Origin of the sequence: Prevotella sp. MA2016 (assembly GCF_000619825.1) — a bacterium.
In the GTDB taxonomy this organism is placed as follows: Bacteria; Bacteroidota; Bacteroidia; order Bacteroidales; family Bacteroidaceae; genus Prevotella.
Genome location: NZ_JHUW01000007.1, coordinates 208,567 through 225,340, shown reverse-complemented (window position 1 = coordinate 225,340; position 16,774 = coordinate 208,567). Strand labels below are relative to the sequence as shown.

Annotated in this window: 12 protein-coding genes; 7 read left to right on the top strand and 5 right to left on the bottom strand. The window is 50.2% G+C overall.

What is annotated here, in order from left to right; genetic code table 11:
• The first annotated feature begins 2 nt into the window (after positions 1-2).
• Positions 3-1,259: an NAD(P)/FAD-dependent oxidoreductase gene (locus tag T360_RS0103395; RefSeq protein ID WP_028911554.1), complete on the top strand. Its 1,257-nt coding sequence runs from the start codon at positions 3-5 to the stop codon at positions 1,257-1,259.
• Positions 1,260-1,278: 19 nt separating this feature from the next.
• On the opposite strand, the gene T360_RS14515 is transcribed toward T360_RS0103395, so the two are convergent.
• Genes T360_RS14515 through T360_RS0103380 form a run of 3 tightly spaced genes read right to left on the bottom strand, consistent with a single transcriptional unit; the run spans position 1,279 to position 3,904 of the window.
• Positions 1,279-2,418: a hypothetical protein gene (locus T360_RS14515; protein WP_051523320.1), complete on the bottom strand. Its 1,140-nt coding sequence runs from the start codon at positions 2,416-2,418 to the stop codon at positions 1,279-1,281.
• 19 nt (positions 2,419-2,437) lie between these two features.
• The gene (locus T360_RS0103385; protein ID WP_028911553.1) at positions 2,438-3,004 is read right to left on the bottom strand and encodes a phosphoribosylglycinamide formyltransferase; all 567 of its coding nucleotides are present in this window, start codon (positions 3,002-3,004) and stop codon (positions 2,438-2,440) included.
• Positions 3,005-3,904: a diaminopimelate dehydrogenase gene (locus T360_RS0103380; RefSeq protein ID WP_028911552.1), complete on the bottom strand. Its 900-nt coding sequence runs from the start codon at positions 3,902-3,904 to the stop codon at positions 3,005-3,007.
• Between the two features lie 201 nt (positions 3,905-4,105).
• On the opposite strand from T360_RS0103380, the gene ruvA reads away from it, so the two are divergent.
• Together ruvA and sprA are read left to right on the top strand one after the other, a co-directional pair.
• Positions 4,106-4,708, top strand: a complete 603-nt coding sequence (ruvA, locus tag T360_RS0103375; protein WP_028911551.1) for a Holliday junction branch migration protein RuvA — start codon at positions 4,106-4,108, stop codon at positions 4,706-4,708.
• A 120-nt stretch (positions 4,709-4,828) separates the two neighbouring features.
• Positions 4,829-11,644, top strand: coding sequence for a cell surface protein SprA (sprA, locus tag T360_RS0103370; RefSeq protein ID WP_081772676.1), 6,816 nt, complete (start codon positions 4,829-4,831; stop codon positions 11,642-11,644).
• 5 nt (positions 11,645-11,649) lie between these two features.
• Here the strand turns inward: sprA and T360_RS0103365 are convergent, their stop codons facing one another.
• Positions 11,650-12,024, bottom strand: coding sequence for a DMT family protein (locus T360_RS0103365; protein ID WP_028911549.1), 375 nt, complete (start codon positions 12,022-12,024; stop codon positions 11,650-11,652).
• A 16-nt stretch (positions 12,025-12,040) separates the two neighbouring features.
• Positions 12,041-12,751 (bottom strand): TorF family putative porin, encoded by a 711-nt coding sequence (locus T360_RS0103360; protein WP_028911548.1) that lies wholly within the window; start codon positions 12,749-12,751, stop codon positions 12,041-12,043.
• A gap of 193 nt (positions 12,752-12,944) precedes the next feature.
• Between T360_RS0103360 and T360_RS0103355 the strand changes: the two genes are divergently transcribed.
• The 4 genes from T360_RS0103355 to T360_RS0103340 are packed head-to-tail and all read left to right on the top strand — an operon-like array spanning position 12,945 to position 16,770.
• Positions 12,945-13,817, top strand: a complete 873-nt coding sequence (locus T360_RS0103355; RefSeq protein WP_028911547.1) for an electron transfer flavoprotein subunit beta/FixA family protein — start codon at positions 12,945-12,947, stop codon at positions 13,815-13,817.
• A gap of 6 nt (positions 13,818-13,823) precedes the next feature.
• Complete coding sequence (locus T360_RS0103350; RefSeq protein WP_028911546.1) at positions 13,824-14,849, top strand: electron transfer flavoprotein subunit alpha/FixB family protein; 1,026 nt, start codon at positions 13,824-13,826, stop codon at positions 14,847-14,849.
• A 1-nt stretch (position 14,850) separates the two neighbouring features.
• Complete coding sequence (locus T360_RS0103345) at positions 14,851-15,036, top strand: hypothetical protein (protein WP_028911545.1); 186 nt, start codon at positions 14,851-14,853, stop codon at positions 15,034-15,036.
• 6 nt (positions 15,037-15,042) lie between these two features.
• Positions 15,043-16,770 (top strand): acyl-CoA dehydrogenase family protein, encoded by a 1,728-nt coding sequence (locus tag T360_RS0103340; protein WP_028911544.1) that lies wholly within the window; start codon positions 15,043-15,045, stop codon positions 16,768-16,770.
• Positions 16,771-16,774: the final 4 nt, after the last annotated feature.

The following is a 16,774-nucleotide window of genomic DNA, read 5'->3' as shown; positions in this document are numbered from 1 at the left end:
CAATGAACAAGTCTGATCTCATTATCATCGGTGCGGGCCCTGGTGGGTACCGCGCCGCTGAATATGCCGCCAAACAGGGTCTCAAGGTGGTTATCTTCGAAGGCTCTGAGGTAGGAGGCACCTGCTTGAATGTGGGTTGTATCCCCACCAAGACCTACGTGCATAGTGCTTCGTTTGCTGAGGCTCGCGAACGCATGGCAACAGTTGTTGGTCAGCTTCGTCAGGGTGTTGAGGGCATCCTTTCGCATCCCAATATCACGTTGGTTCGTGAGAAGGGTGTGTTTACAGATGCTCATACCGTTGGCGATTATACTGCCGATAACATCATCATTGCTACCGGCTCTGAAACCAAATGGTTGCCGATAAAAGGTGTTGATACAGATCCTCGTGTAGTCGACTCTACTGGCTTGCTGAATCTCGAAACCCAGCCCAAGCGCTTGGCAATTATTGGTGCCGGTGTGATAGGTATGGAGTTCGCCTCGGTGTTCAATCGCTTTGGTACTGAGGTAACGGTGATTGAGTATCTGAAGGAATGCTTGCCAGCCCTTGATAGCGATATTGCCAAGCGCCTGCGTAAGTATCTTGAAAGGCCACGGGTAGGCGACGGAACGTCGGGAATGAAAGGCGGTATTACTTTCAAGATGAAGACTGCTGTAGAAGATATCGCCGATATCGATGCCGATGTGATTCTGATGGCTACAGGTAGAAAACCTCGTGTGCAGGCTGACTTTGCCAATGCTGGTATTGAGTTCGATGAGCGCAAGGGCGTTACCGTAGATAATCACTTCAAGACTACCGTTAATGGCATCTTCGCTATTGGCGATGTAAATGGCAAGCAGATGCTGGCTCATGCCGCTGAGATGCAGGCCATCCATGTGGTGAATCAGATTATCGGCAAACCCGACAATATCCGTTTTGATATCATGCCTGCGGCCATCTTTACACAGCCCGAAGCCGCTTGTGTGGGTCCAACCGAAGACCAGCTCAAAGCCGAAGGTATTGCTTATGAGTGCAGAAAGTCGTTCTGGCGTGCCAATGGTAAGGCTTTGGCAATGGGCGAAACAGAGGGCATGCTGAAGTTGTTTGTGTCGCCTGAGGATAGTCTTATCCTTGGTTGTCATGCCTATGGCGCCCATGCTGCTGACATCGTGCAAGAAGTGAGCGTGCTGATGTGTAAAAACACCACCATCGCTGAACTGGCCGATATGGTGCATATCCATCCCACACTCTCCGAGATACTAAAAAACGCTGTAGATTGATTTCTACAGCGTTTTTGTTTTATTTGAGTTTTACTTCTATCTGTGCCGTGAAGATATAGGACGGGTCATTGCGTTCAAACAATGTCTGGCGCATGGTGCAGGCCTGTCTCTTTACCTTACCTTTAAAAAGCGTCTTGCCCTGATAGGTAACCGTGACGGGTTTGTCGAGATTCATCATCTTATCATTGAGCGACACGGTGAGTGTGGCATAGTCGCACTTACTGATATTGATGGTGTTACCCTCGTAGGTGGCAGTCACCTCCTTGCCGCGCTCTATCTCGTTGGCAGGTGCGCTGAGCCAGTAGAAATGAGGCTTGGTGACCTCTTCCTGGCGCCATACAATCTTCTTGGGATAGGGATTGCGCTGATACTGAGCCATCCAATCCACAGCTACGCTGTCCTGGCGCTCCATCCAGTGACCTTTGCCCTTTACGATATGACCCTCGTTGATGTAACCCTCTGGATCCTGACTGTGCAGGGTGGCCATCTCAGCGATGCGCTCCTTACAGCGCTGGTCGCGTTCGTAGGCAGTATCCAGTTCGCCGCACCAGATCATGAATGGCACGTTGCGCAGATTTACCAGCGACACGTCGCCTGGGTGTCCAGCCATCATCGAGGCAGCAGCCCAGTAGTCGGCCATGCGTGGTGCCAAGCGCCATACGCCATCGCCACCAGCCGAATAGCCCATCACATAAACCTTGTTGGGATTGACGTCGAACATCGCCTCGGCCATCATGATGATGTTACGATAGAACGCATCTGCCTCGGGAACGAAATGCAGGTTCCAGGTGTCGGTGATGGCACGAGGGCAAAGATATACGGCGTTCTTGGGGTGGTAGAGTCGCTTCTGGTTCTCCCACTGTCCGTCGTTCAGTTCACTGGGAGCACCGCCACCACCATGCAGCGAGATGTACAAGGCATAGCCATCGGCTGGTTTCTCGCCAAACACACTCCAATGCAGTGGCATGGTGTTTGAGCCGATAACCATCTTCTTGCTGTCGTACGTGCTGCTCAGTGCCTGGCGCACAGAGTCCTTCCATTCAGTCAGCAGCTCGCTCTCGTATTTTGCTACGTCGGCTGCTGTCATCTTCTTGCCAGCAAACGCTGATGTGGTTATGGCAGCAAGCAAGAGTGTAGTAAACAGTTTTCCTTTTTTCATAAAATTCTTTTAGTCTTTTCTATAGATTATTCAGTACCTCTTCTATCACTTTTGGATAATATTTCATTTCCAGTATGTGCTCTTTCTCTGCGATATCTTCTACAGTATCTTCGGGAGAGAGCGCCACTTTATATTGGGCGATGATCTCGCCTGAGTCGCACACAGGGGTCACCCAGTGTACGGTCATACCCGTCTCTGTCTCACCAGCCTCTTTCACGGCCTCATGCACATGGTGCCCCCACATACCCTTACCGCCATATTTGGGTAACAGGGCAGGGTGGATGTTGATGATGCGGCGAGGATAGGCATCGATGAGAAAACTGGGTACGATGGGCAGAAAACCTGCCAAGACGATGAAGTCGATGCTGTACTTCTTCAGGAGTGGCAGCATGACGTCGGGGTTATTCAGTTCGGCTTTAGGTGTAACAGCTGTTGGCACGCCTAAGCGCTCAGCGCGAACCAAGGCATAGGCATCAAACTTATTGCTGACCACGAGCGCGCAGTTCACGCGCTCGGAGCCAGCAAAATATTTAATCAGGTTTTCGCAGTTCGTACCGCTACCTGATACGAAAATCGCTATGTTCATTTATACGAGATGCTCAATAAGGTCGGCACGATCACCAGGCAGCATGTCGATAACAGGAATCTCTACCATGGTGTAGCATGCTGGTTCAAGACGCATAGAAGCACGAGCCACGTTTACCAGAACCTGACCAGTGAGGGCAGGGTTGTTGATGCTCATGTTGAACTCCAGACGCTGGTTCTGAGTCTTACCGCTCACACCCTTGCGTACCAGGTTTACACCATGGCCCATATCGCGTACATCATCCACGCTCTCTACCTCGAATACATGTGTCTCGTCGCTAGCGAAGTAAGGGTCAGCCTTGATGGCCTTGGTTACCTCCTCGAGATTAGCACCATCCTCAAGTTCTACATATACCATACGGCGGTGGATACCCTCGCCCAAGGGGATAGTCATGCTCAGAGCGTTCTTAACGCCCTCCTTAGAACGTACACATACGCTATGGCCCATTGACATACCAGGACCGAAGTTGGTGTAGCTCAGACCCTTTGGAGCCAAGCTCTGCATGAGTGTACGTACGATAGAATCTGAACCTGGGTCCCAACCAGCAGCAATCACACTGACAGTGTTGGTCTCCTTGTTCAATTTCATCAGACGCTCACGGTAGCCACGAATCTGGGTGTGGATATCGAATGAATCAACAGTGTTGATGCCCAAAGGCAGAATCTGATTAGCATACTCCTCGCAAGAGCGGGTAGGAGTGGCCAGGATAGCTACATCCACATCTTTCAGCTCGCGGATGTCTTTTACTACTTCATACTGTGCCAGTTCGGCAGGCTTGTTCTCAGCGCCATTACGACGTACGATACCTGCTACCTCAAAATCGGGAGCGGCTTCAAGAGCCTCAAGTGCATACTTACCGATGTTGCCGTATCCAACTACGGCTGCTCTGATTTTTTTCATATCTATCTTAATCTTTTGTTGATTTTTTCTCTGTTTGCGGTTGCAAAATTAATGTTTTTATCTTAAATGACATAACTATTTACCTTAAAAAATATCTTAAAACTTTTATTTTGTGGCGAATTGAAACTTTCTTGGTTAAAAATACAATAAAATGTAAGAACCGAACGTTTATTAAGGTGTATATATACAAAATAGTAAGTTATGATAGAATATATTAAGGGTGAACTGACCGAGTTAACCCCAGCTTTAGCAACCATCGAAGCGGCTGGAATCGGATATGGTTTGAACATTTCACTGAACACTTTCAGTGCCATTCAAGGGAAAAAAGAAGTGAAGCTCTATGTCTATGAGGCCATTCGCGAGGATGCACATCAGTTGTTTGGTTTTGTAAACAAGAAAGAGCGCGAGATGTTCCTCTTGTTGATAACGGTGAGTGGTGTGGGTGCCAACACAGCCCGCATGATGCTCTCGGGCATGAGTGTGGCCGAGCTTTGCAATGCCATCTCAACAGGCAATGCCAAGCTGATACAGAATGTGAAGGGCATCGGTAAAATGACGGCTCAGCGTATCATCGTTGACCTGAGGGATAAGATCGTGACGCTGGGTATCTCGGATGAGATTCCTGCTGGTGGACAGATAGCGGCACCAGTGAACAACCAGGTGAAGGACGAGGCTATTGCGGCCCTTACCATGCTTGGCTTTGCCCCAGCCCCCACCCAGAAAGTGGTGCTCCAGATTCTTCAGGCCCAGCCCGATGCTCCTGTAGAGCAGGTTGTAAAACTCGCCCTTAAGCAAATCAAGTGATAAATATAGGCACGAATTACACGAATTAACACGAATAATTATATTCGCGACATAAATTCGTGAAATTCGTGTAATTCGTGCCAATTATCTTTGGATATGAAGCGGATTGTTGGATTACTGATGGTGGCTTTGTTCGCGTGCGCGGGAGCGTATGCGCAGAGCAAGCACTACCTTCAGCAACCACCTAACCTCCGCGATACCGTAGAATACAACGACTCGCTGAATATCTATTATCTGGGAACCAAACTGGGCTCCTCGTATCTGAGTGTGCCACAACTGATGACACCTCAGGAATACCAGCAGTGGGTGGCTCAAAAGTCGCTGCGCGAATTCTTCAAGAAAAAGAACGATGAGAACACCCAGAATGGTGGTAAGGATAAGTTTGATATGATGGATATGCACTTCGACCTGGGACCTGCCGAAAAGATTTTTGGTCCTGGGGGCGTGCGCATCAAGACACAGGGTACAGCCGAACTGAAGGTGGGTGGCAACATCAAGAAAATAGATAATCCATCGCTGCCCATCCGTAACCGTAAGACGACTGCTTTCGATTTCGATGAGAAAGTGAATCTGAACCTGAATGGTAAGGTGGGCGATAAAGTGAACACGAACCTGAATTATAACACAGATGCCACTTTCGATTTCGATGCCCAGAACCTGAAACTGAAGTATGAGGGTAAGGAGGATGAGATTATCAAACTGGTTGAGGCTGGTAACATCTCGTTCCCATCTAACAATTCGCTGGTGAAAGGTGCCAGTAGCTTGTTTGGTGTGCGTACGGATATGCAGTTCGGACGACTGAAACTGCAGACTGTCCTCTCGCAAAAGAAATCCTCTTCTAAGAGTGTCTCGTCGAGAGGTGGCACGCAGACCACTGCTTTCGAGATGGATGTGGCCGACTACGAGGAAAACCGCCATTTCTTCCTGTCGCACTACTTCCGTAATCGCTACGATCAGGCCATGTCAACCCTGCCTAATCTCACTACTGGTATTGAAATCCAGCGTGTGGAAATCTGGGTGACCAACAAGACCGGTACCACCTCGAATACGCGTAATATCGTGGCTGTGGCTAATCTCGGTGAGAACGGCATGCGTGTGCCAGATAATAATGCCGATGGACTGTATAACGTGCTGACAACGCAATATGCCGGTGCGCGTGATATCGACCAGACCAACAGTGTGCTGGCTGGTGTGCTGGAGAGTGGTAGCGACTACGAGAAACTGTCGAGTGCCCGACTGCTCGCCCCATCCGAATACACCGTGAACAAAGCCTTAGGCTACGTGTCGTTGAAGAGTGGCCTGCAAACCGACCAGGTGCTGGCTGTGGCCTATGAGTTTACCTCGGGTGGTGTCACCTATAAGGTGGGTGAGTTTGCTGCCGATATCACTGATATCTCAAAGGCACTCTATGTCAAGGCGTTGAAGAATACCTCCAACAACCCCTCGCAGGTCAACTGGAAGCTGATGATGAAAAACGTGTACTACCTGGCTTCGAAGGTTGAAAAGACCAAGTTCCGTCTGGACATCAAATATCAGAGTGATACGGCGGGTGTTTATCTGACCTATATCCCCGATCAGCGTGTGAAAAACACCACGCTCTTGAAGATGCTGGGTTGCGACCGATTGGATAATAACAATAAACTGCATGCCAATGGCTACTTCGACTTTGTGGAAGGCTATACCGTGAGTGACGGACGTGTGTTCCTGCCTTCGGTAGAGCCGTTTGGCGCCTATCTGCGCCAGCAGCTTGTGAGTGGCGGTCTGCCAGCGTCAGAGGCTGAGAAATATGTGTTCAGTGAACTCTATGATTCCACCAAGACCGTGGCCCGACTGATAGCCGAGAAAGATAAGTATATGCTGGTGGGACAGTTTAAAGGCTCTGCCGCGAATGTGATCTCTCTTGGTGCCATGAATGTGCCCCGTGGCTCGGTGGTGGTCACTGCTGGTGGTGTGGTACTGACAGAGGGGTCCGACTATTCGGTGGATTACTCGGCAGGCGAGGTGACCATTCTCAATCAGAGTCTGATAGATGCAGGTACCAATGTCAACGTATCATTGGAGTCAGACACCGAGTATGGTATGCAGCGCAAAACCATGTTAGGCGTCAACTGGGAGTATGAATTCTCCAAAAGCCTGACCGTTGGTGGTACACTGATGCACCTGAGCGAGCAGGCACTCACCTCGAAGGTGGCGATGGGCGAGGAGCCATTGAGCAACACCATCTGGGGCTTGAATATCAACTGGAAACAGGAGAGCCAGTGGCTCACTTCTATGCTCAACAAGATTCCTTTCCTGCATGTCAAAGCGCCGTCGCATATCTCGTTTACCGGTGAGTTTGCCCAACTGATAGCCGGTCGTGCCCGTGGTACGCAGGACAATGCCTCGTATGTAGATGACTTCGAGAATACCAAGAGCTATCTCGATATGAGCAACCCCAAAGAGTGGACCCTGTCGAGTGTGCCTTCTATGTTTATGGAGAGTAGCGATAAGACGGGCGTGTCGAGTGGCTATAACCGTGCACTGCTGGCTTGGTATAATGTGGATCCTATTTTTACGCGTCGCAGTTCTACGCTGACGCCTGCTCATATCAAAAGCGACCTGGAACAACTGTCCAACCACTATGTGCGCGAGGTGTATGTGAAGGAGCTCTATCCCAACCGCGACCAGAGCACTTATAATGGTGCTACCTCTACACTGCCTGTCCTGAATCTGGCTTACTACCCTCAGGAGCGTGGTCCGTATAACCTCTCGCTCAATCTGAACAGTGATGGTACCCTGCAGCAGCCGGCTACCAAATGGGGCGGTATGATGCGCAAGATAGAGACGAATGATTTTGAACAGGCCAACATCGAGTATATCGAGTTCTGGTTGCTCGATCCGTTTATCTATACTCGTGAGAAAGGCACTGCCTCCGATTATGCCGGCGACCTGTATTTCAACTTAGGCGAGGTGAGCGAGGATATCCTGCGTGATGGTAAGAAATTCTATGAGAGTGGAATGCCTGTGGATGATAGTCAGAACTTCACTGCCACCCAGTGGGGAAAGATTCCCGTACAGGCCAGTCAGACCTATGCCTTTGCCACTACAACGGGATCGCGCAAGAAACAGGATACTGGCTATAACGGATTGACTGATGAGGAGGAACAGCAGTATGGTGCCTATCACGAGTGGTTGAATGCCGTGGGTGGTGTGGTGACCAATGATAGTACCCTGCAGTCATGGCGCCGCGACCCTGCTGGCGACGACTATCATTATTTCCGTGGCACTGATTTCGACAACGAACGTAAGAGTATTCTGGAGCGCTATAAGCGTATCAATAATCCCCAAGGTAACTCGCCCGAGACAGAAGATCAGACCGAATCTTACGATACCAGCTACAAGAGTGGGCCTGATGTGGAGGATATCAACCAGGACTATACCCTGAATGAGTACGAACGCTATTACCAGTACAAGGTGCGTATCAGTCCCGACATCTTAGAGGCCTATCGCAATGGTGCGCCTCCAGCCGACTGTTTTATCACCGATATGCGTACCAGCAGCGTGAAGTTGCGCAATGGCGACACTACCAGTGTGAACTGGTATCAGTTCCGCATCCCACTGACGGAGTATGAACGTAAGGTGGGCTCTATCAGCGATTTCACCAGTGTGCGCTTTATGCGTATGTTTATGACGGGTTTCCAGAAGCCCATCGTACTGCGATTCGGTTCGCTCGACCTGGTGCGTGGCGAGTGGCGCGTGTATAAGCAGAGCTTGGGCACAGGTGCTGATGGCGGTGTGCTCGAGGTGAGTGCAGTGAACATTGAGGAGAACAATGATAAAACACCTGTGAACTACGTGCTGCCACCAGGCATCAGTCGTGTCACCGACCCCTCGCAGCCCCAGCTGGTTGAGAACAACGAGCAGGCGCTGAATATGGTGGTGAAAGACCTGCAGCGTGGCGAGTCGAAGGCTGTATATCGTAATATGAATCTCGACCTGCGCCAGTATAAGCACATGCAGATGTTTGTGCATGCCAACCACCTGGTGCCCGATGCCACCCAACTGCGCGACGGACAGTTGGCTGTGTTTGTGCGCCTGGGTAGCGACTACAAGAATAACTACTATGAGTATGAGATTCCGCTTTCGCTTACCCCCGACCGTAGCGACTACAGCAAGTATGCTACAGCCGATCGCCGTATGGTGTGGCCAGAGGAGAATATGCTCGACATTAATCTGGATGTGTTTACCAAACTCAAGAAACAGCGAAATCAGGCCAAGGCGCAGGGCATTGGCAGCTTCAATCAGTTATATTCCGATATCGATCCGCGTCGCCCTGCTAATAAGGTGAGCGTGATGGGTAACCCCACACTGGGCGAAGTGAAAGTGATGATGATTGGTGTGCGCAATGTGTCAGACGAGATGAAGTCGGGCGAGGTATGGGTGAATGAGCTGCGCCTGATGGATGCCAACAACAACGGAGGTTGGGCTGCATCGGGCAATATGAACGTGCAACTCTCAGATTTTGGTACTGTCAATCTCTCTGGTCGTTATATCAGTGATGGATTTGGCGGACTGGAAGAGAGCGTGATGCAGCGTTCTACCGATACGCAGAAGGAGTATGCCTTCACAGCCCAACTTGAACTGGGCAAGTTCTTCCCTGACAAGGCAAAAGTCAGTGCACCCCTCTATTACTCTGTGAGCCATGAAGAAGTGCGACCACGTTATAACCCGCTCGATTCGGATATGCGCTTGGATGATGCCCTGGAGAGTGCATCTCGCCATGAGCGTGATAGTATTGAGAGTATTGCTGTGACCAAGACGCGCAATACCAACTTCTCGCTGTCTAACCTGCGCTGGGGCTTGAAGACCAAGCGTCACCCCATGCCTTACGACCCAGCCAACTTCTCGTTCTCCTATAGTCACTCGCATCGTAACACCTCAGGCAAGACCACCGTCTATGAGAAAGAAGACCAGTGGCGTGGCGCGCTCAACTACAGCTACTCGCCAGTCTATAAGACATGGGAGCCTTTCAAGAATCTCAAGGGAAAGTCGAAGTGGCTCAACTTCCCCAAGGCATTGGGCTTCAACTATCTGCCACAGAATGTTTCGTTTAATACTGAGATGACCCGTAATTACTACGAATTGCAGGAACGCGATCTGGAGAGTCTGGAGAACCAGAACCTGCCACTCACCTTCTCAGAGCAGTTCCTGTGGAATCGTGATTTCTCTTTACGTTGGGATTTTACAAAGAATCTGCATTTCACCTTCCAGTCGGCCACCCGTGCTGAGATTGAGGAACCCTATACACCTATCAATAAAGACCTCTATCCCGATCAGTATGTGGCTTGGAAAGACTCGGTTAAGCAGAGCATTCGCAACTGGGGTACGCCGCTCGACTACCAGCAGCAGGTATCAGCTTCGTATCAGTTGCCGCTCAACAAGTTGCCTATCTTCGATTGGGTGAATGCCGATGCTTCTTATACAGGTCGATATACATGGGTGCGAGGCACCGAATTGGAAGATGGCACCAGCTTGGGTAACACGATCACCAGCAACCGTCAGCTCAATCTTAATGTGGCGCTCAATCTCGTCACGCTCTATAACCATGTGAAGGCTCTGCAGAAAGCCAACAAAAACAATAAGGGCTTATTGCGGGTGCTGATGATGCTGCGCAGTGTGAACATCAGTTATCGCACCCAGTATGCCATGCTGCTGCCTGGTTTTATGCCCAATGTGGGCGATATGCTGGGTCAGAATAAGACGGGCAGCACGTTGGCACCAGGTCTCGATTTCGCCTTTGGACTGATGGGAGATGGCTATATCGATAAGGCCCTCAGTCGCAACTGGCTGCTGCAGGCAGATAGCGTCTCTACGCCTGCCAATATTAACCTCAGCAAGGACCTGCAGATAAAAGCATTGCTCGAACCTATCCGCGACCTGAAGATCGACCTCACAGCCTCACGTACTGATAACCGTGCCAAGAGCGTGCAGTATATGTATCCTGGTATGCCCACCACTCTGAGTGGCAGCTTTAATATGACCACCATCTCTTTGCGAGGGGCGCTGGCAGGTATGGGCAATGCCAATAACGGCTATCGCTCGGCAGCGTTTGATCATTTCCGCGAACTGATACCTGAGTTCCAACAGCGGGTAGGGCAGGAGTACTCGGCAGAGGTGTTGATTCCTGCTTTCCTGTCGGCTTATACCTCAGGAGCAGGTAAGTCGATGGCTATCTTCCCATCGCTTACCCGCTTGTTGCCCAACTGGAGCATCCGCTATGGTGGACTGTCTAAACTGTCATGGGTGAAGGAGCACCTTAAAAGCTTGAACTTGAATCATGCTTATAAGAGTGTTTATAGTGTTGGTAGCTATGTCAATACCAGCTATTCTACCGTGAGCATCAACGAGGCTTTCTCGCCGTTGTTGGGTGTTGATGCCACGTTCCAGAACGACCTTACTGCCAAGGTGGAGTATCGCACTACCCGTGTACTTAACCTCTCGATGACTAGCGTGCAGCTCAACGAGTCGCTCAGCAAGGACTGGGTCATAGGCCTGGCCTATAAGATCCGTGATTTTAATCTTTTTGGTGCCAAAGGCAATCGCCGAATAGCCAAAGCGCAGACCCCTAGGTCTGATAGGTCTGGCCGATCAGGCCTGTCCACCCAATCTAGCTCGGCTAGAAAAACCGGCGTCAACCACGATCTGAACTTGCGCATGGATGTATCGCTGCGCAAGCAGGCTGCCATCACCCGAGATATCGCCTCGGGTGTGTCTTCTGCTTCAAGTGGAAACTCTGCTTTTAAGTTCTCGTTTATGGCTGATTACACCTTGTCGCGCCTGCTTACGCTGACAGCCTATTTCGATAGTCAGACCAACACGCCATTGCTTGCTAGCAACAGCTATCCTACTACCACTTACGACTTCGGCTTGTCAATGAAATTCTCGCTGACGAGATAGCTTTCTTAGGGTTTCATAAATACGAAATACACTGCCATCACTAAGCAGAGCGCTGCTGCTGCGTGATTCCAATGCAGTTCTTCGTGCTGGAAACAGAAATTGGCGATAATGGCAAACACCACCAGCGAGATACACTCCTGAATCACCTTGAGCTGCACCAGGTTGAAAGGTCCGCCATTATCCACAAAACCGATGCGGTTGGCTGGCACCTGACAGCAATATTCGAAGAAGGCAATCACCCATGAAAAGGCGATGACCAGATAGAGAGGCCAGTTGGTAGATACGCCCGACTGCTGCAGGCGCAGGTGACCATACCAGGCAAATGTCATAAATACGTTACTCATGATGAGCAATAGTACAGTATATATTCCGTTTGTCATGATGTTTGTGATGTCTTTAGAATGCTTTCAGTTTAAATCCGAACACGAAGTAGGCATGCTCCGAACTGGGGTTGACAGCAATCTGTCCGAATACGGGGATGCTGAACGAGTCGGTAATCTTGATATCGCGGTCGGCTCTAAGTGATATGTTGTTTACACAGAAACCGTCGGTCTCATAATAAGTGGTGGTGTGAGGTACAGCGCCTAATGTAGCCAGCCAGTCGCAGCCTCCCAGTTTGAAGGGTACATTCGCTTCTACATAGCTGCTGTAGGCGCGTTTGCCTTTGCTTGTCAGTCCGTCGGCACCAGCAAAGTTGGTGTACCACTGCAGTGACAGTGGACCGAAGTCGTAACCGATGTTAGCCTCGAACACGTGGTTGGTAGAGTGTGCATTATAGCGCAGATAGCGATTCTCTGGGTCCAGACCATCTGTCATCCAGTAGTCGGTGATACCGATGTTCAGACCACCAGTGGTGTAACCCAGCGTGAGGTCAATCTCGCGATTGTCATCAGCGTTGGTCAGTCCTACGCTTCCCCATGCGCTCAGCGAGAATCCTTTATAACTAACACCCAGTGTAGGTTGGAGTGAAGCCTGTCCCATCTCCAGTCCACGCCAAACATAGTTGCTTACTACGTCTGCTTCTACCGTTGTCTCTACTTCATCTTGAGCTTGCGTAGCTGTTGCACCAAAAAGGCATGCAAAAGCAAAAATTATGTACTTTTTCATCATATTATATACATTTTTGGGTGCAAATTTACAACATTTTGCATAATAAAGCAACATTTTGCAGGTTTTTAATTGCACAATTTGCTTGATTTGTGCACATTTGGACTATTTTTGTGCATTTTATTTGGCTATCTGCTTAAAAAAGTGTATTTTTGCAGCCGATTTTTGAATATACATTATTAATAACATAAATATGGCTTTAAAGATTGTTGTGCTGGCCAAGCAAGTGCCAGACACCCGAAATGTGGGTAAGGACGCCATGACTGCCGAAGGCACCGTAAACCGCGCAGCCCTTCCCGCTATCTTCAATCCAGAAGATTTGAACGCCCTGGAGCAGGCCCTTCGCCTGAAGGAGCAGAATCCAGGCTCAACAGTAGGAATCCTCACGATGGGTCCTCCACGTGCAGGTGAGATTATTCGTCAGGGACTTTACCGTGGCGCCGACACTGGTTGGTTGCTTACCGACCGTCTGTTTGCTGGTGCTGATACCCTCGCTACCTCTTACGCTCTGGCTACTGCCATCAAGAAGATTGGTGATGTTGACATCGTGATTGGTGGTCGTCAGGCTATCGATGGTGATACCGCTCAGGTAGGTCCTCAGGTGGCTCAGAAGCTGGGCCTGAACCAGGTTACTTACGCTGAGGAGGTGCTTTCTGTCAAGGATGGTAAGGCTACTATCAAGCGTGTCATCGATGGTGGTGTGGAGACTGTTGAGGCTCCTCTGCCTGTTGTTATCACTGTAAACGGAAGTGCTGCTCCTTGTCGCCCACAGAATGCTAAGTTGGTGATGAAGTACAAGCGCGCTACCTGTCCTATGGAGCGTCCTGCCGAGGGTACTGCCTACGACTATCTGTACGAGCAGCGTCCTGAGCTCACACTCAACCAGTGGAGCGTGGCTGATGTAGACGGCGATGTAAACCAGTGCGGTCTGAATGGTTCGCCTACTAAGGTGAAGGCCATCAAGAACATCGTGTTCCAGGCTAAGGAGTCGAAGACTTTGACGGCTTCTGATGCTGATATCGAGGGAATGATCAAAGAATTGTTGGACGAAAAAATCATTGGATAACGAGATATGGCTAATAACGTATTTGTATATTGCGAAATTGAAGGTACTCAGGTACAGGAAGTATCTCAGGAGCTGCTGACCAAGGGTCGTAAGCTCGCCAATGAACTGAACGTAGAGCTCCACGCCATTGTTGCTGGTACTGGCATCAAGGGTAAGGTGGAGGATCAGATTCTGCCTTATGGTGTTGACAAGCTGTTTGTTTTCGACGCTAAGGACCTGTTCCCTTACACCTCAGCTCCTCACACAGATATTCTGGTTAACCTCTTCAAGGAGGAGCAGCCACAGATCTGCCTGATGGGTGCTACCGTTATCGGTCGCGACCTCGGTCCACGTGTATCATCATCACTGACCTCTGGTCTGACTGCCGACTGCACAGAGCTTGAGATTGGTCCTTTCGAGGATAAGAAGAATAATAAGGTATATGAGAATCTGCTCTATCAGATTCGTCCTGCTTTCGGTGGTAACATCGTTGCTACCATCGTAAACCCTGACCACCGTCCACAGATGGCTACTGTACGCTCTGGCGTAATGCAGAAGGCCCTGTACGAGGGTAAGGCTAAGAACGAGGTTGTTTACCCTGAGGTAAGCAAGTACGTAAGCCCCGAGGCTTTCGTAGTAAAGGTACTCGACCACCACGTAGAGGCTGCCAAGCACAACCTGAAGGGTGCTCCTATCGTAGTAGCCGGAGGTTATGGTGTAGGCTCAAAGGAGAACTTCGACATGCTGTTCGAGCTGGCTAAGGTGCTCCATGGTGAGGTTGGTGGTTCTCGTGCCGCTGTAGATGCTGGCTGGTTGGATCACGACCGTCAGATTGGTCAGACAGGTGTTACCGTTCACCCCAAGGTGTACATCGCCTGTGGTATCTCTGGACAGATTCAGCACATCGCTGGTATGCAGGATTCTGGTATCATCATCTCTGTTAATAGCGATCCCGATGCACCTATTAACCGCATCGCCGACTACGTCATCGTTGGCACCGTTGAGGAGGTTGTACCTAAGCTGATCAAATATTATAAGCAGAACTCCAAGTAAGATGAAAGCTTTAGATTACTTCCTCATCGTCTGCACCATCGTGCTGCTCGGAATCTCTTATTATCTGATGACGATCGACCAGCATGCAGCTTCTGCAATAGTGAATATCGCTGCTTATGCTTGCGGTGTTCCTCTTGGTGCACGAATCGGAGGTAGAATTTATAAGAAGAATCAAGAAAACAAATAAGGAATTATGGCAAACTATTATAGCGATCATCCTGAGATCGGGTTCTACTTGAACCACCCCCTGATGGCTCGTATCGTTGAGCTGAAGGAAAAAGGCTTTGCTGATGCAAAGGAATATGACTATGCCCCCGTTGACCTGGGCGATGCCATCGAGAACTACAAGCAGATTCTCGACATCACTGGCGATGTGGCTGCCAACATCATCGAACCTAACTCTGAGAGCGTTGACCTCGAAGGTCCACACCTCGAGAATGGCCGTATGATCTACGCCTCTAAGACTTACGAGAACCTTGACGCCACCCGCAAGGCTGGTCTGTGGGGTGTTTCTATGCCTCGTCGTTACGGCGGTCTGAATCTGCCTAACACCGTGTTCTCAATGCTGTCTGAGATGATTTCTTCTGCTGATGCCGGTTTCCAGAACATCTGGAGCTTGCAGAGCTGTATCGATACCCTCTATGAGTTCGGTAGCGAGGAGCAGCGTCAGAAGTATATCCCCCGCGTTTGCGCTGGTGAGGGTATGTCTATGGACCTGACTGAGCCTGATGCTGGTTCTGACCTGCAGCGCGTGATGCTGAAGGCCACTTTCGACGAGAAGGAGAACTGCTGGCGCCTGAATGGTGTGAAGCGCTTCATCACCAATGGTGATAGCGACATCCACCTTGTGCTGGCTCGTTCTGAGGAAGGCACCAAGGACGGACGTGGTCTGTCTATGTTCATCTACGACAAGCGCCAGGGCGGTGTTGACGTTCGTCACATCGAGCACAAGCTGGGTATCCATGGCTCACCTACCTGTGAGCTCACCTATAAGAACGCTAAGGCCGAGCTCTGCGGTAGCACTCGTCTGGGTCTGATCAAGTACGTGATGGCTCTGATGAACGGTGCCCGTCTGGGTATCGCTGCACAGAGTGTAGGTGTTGAGCAGGAGGCTTACAACGAGGGTCTGGCTTACGCTAAGGAGCGTCAGCAGTTTGGTGAGGCTATCATCAACTTCCCCGCTGTTTACGATATGCTCTCTCGCATGAAGGCTAAGCTCGATGCTGGTCGTTCACTGCTGTACGAGACAGCCGCTTATGTGGATATCTACAAGTGCCTCGAGGATATCGAGCGCGACCGCAAGCTTACACCAGAGGAGAAGCAGGAGTTGAAGAAGTACCAGCGCTTGGCTGATGCCTTCACACCACTGGCTAAGGGTATGAACTCTGAGTATGCTAACCAGAACGCCTACGATGCTATCAGCATCCACGGTGGTTCAGGTTTCATCATGGAGTATAAGAGCCAGCGCCTGTTCCGCGACGCACGTATCTTCTCTATCTACGAGGGTACCACTCAGTTGCAGGTTGTAGCTGCTATCCGTTACATCACTAACGGCACCATGCTCAACAACATCAAGGAGATGGCTGCTAACATCGAGTGCTGCGATTGTGTAGCTGGTCTGAAGGCTCGTGTTGAGAAGCTCATCCCCGTTTACGAGGAGGCTCTCGCTGCTGTAAAGGCGCTCGACAATCAGGATGCTCACGACTTCCTGGCTCGTCGTCTCTACGACATGACTGCCGAGTTGGTAATGAGTCTGCTCATCATCCGTGATGCCAGCAAGGCTCCTGAGCTCTTCAAGAAGAGTGCCAACGTATATGTTCGCATGACTGAGGAGGATGTACTTGGTAAGGCTGCTTACATCAAGAACTTCCAGGTAGAGGATCTCGCTAACTTCAAGGCTGCTGAGTCTGAGGCTGAGTAAGATT

What these genes read in the sequence shown, in the direction of transcription:
- T360_RS0103395 (WP_028911554.1), top strand. Translation starts at nt 3, where the DNA reads ATGAACAAGTCTGATCTCATTATCATCGGTGCGGGCCCTGGTGGGTAC.
- T360_RS14515 (WP_051523320.1), bottom strand. Translation starts at nt 2,418, where the DNA reads ATGAAAAAAGGAAAACTGTTTACTACACTCTTGCTTGCTGCCATAACC.
- T360_RS0103385 (WP_028911553.1), bottom strand. Translation starts at nt 3,004, where the DNA reads ATGAACATAGCGATTTTCGTATCAGGTAGCGGTACGAACTGCGAAAAC.
- T360_RS0103380 (WP_028911552.1), bottom strand. Translation starts at nt 3,904, where the DNA reads ATGAAAAAAATCAGAGCAGCCGTAGTTGGATACGGCAACATCGGTAAG.
- ruvA (WP_028911551.1), top strand. Translation starts at nt 4,106, where the DNA reads ATGATAGAATATATTAAGGGTGAACTGACCGAGTTAACCCCAGCTTTA.
- sprA (WP_081772676.1), top strand. Translation starts at nt 4,829, where the DNA reads ATGGTGGCTTTGTTCGCGTGCGCGGGAGCGTATGCGCAGAGCAAGCAC.
- T360_RS0103365 (WP_028911549.1), bottom strand. Translation starts at nt 12,024, where the DNA reads ATGACAAACGGAATATATACTGTACTATTGCTCATCATGAGTAACGTA.
- T360_RS0103360 (WP_028911548.1), bottom strand. Translation starts at nt 12,751, where the DNA reads ATGAAAAAGTACATAATTTTTGCTTTTGCATGCCTTTTTGGTGCAACA.
- T360_RS0103355 (WP_028911547.1), top strand. Translation starts at nt 12,945, where the DNA reads ATGGCTTTAAAGATTGTTGTGCTGGCCAAGCAAGTGCCAGACACCCGA.
- T360_RS0103350 (WP_028911546.1), top strand. Translation starts at nt 13,824, where the DNA reads ATGGCTAATAACGTATTTGTATATTGCGAAATTGAAGGTACTCAGGTA.
- T360_RS0103345 (WP_028911545.1), top strand. Translation starts at nt 14,851, where the DNA reads ATGAAAGCTTTAGATTACTTCCTCATCGTCTGCACCATCGTGCTGCTC.
- T360_RS0103340 (WP_028911544.1), top strand. Translation starts at nt 15,043, where the DNA reads ATGGCAAACTATTATAGCGATCATCCTGAGATCGGGTTCTACTTGAAC.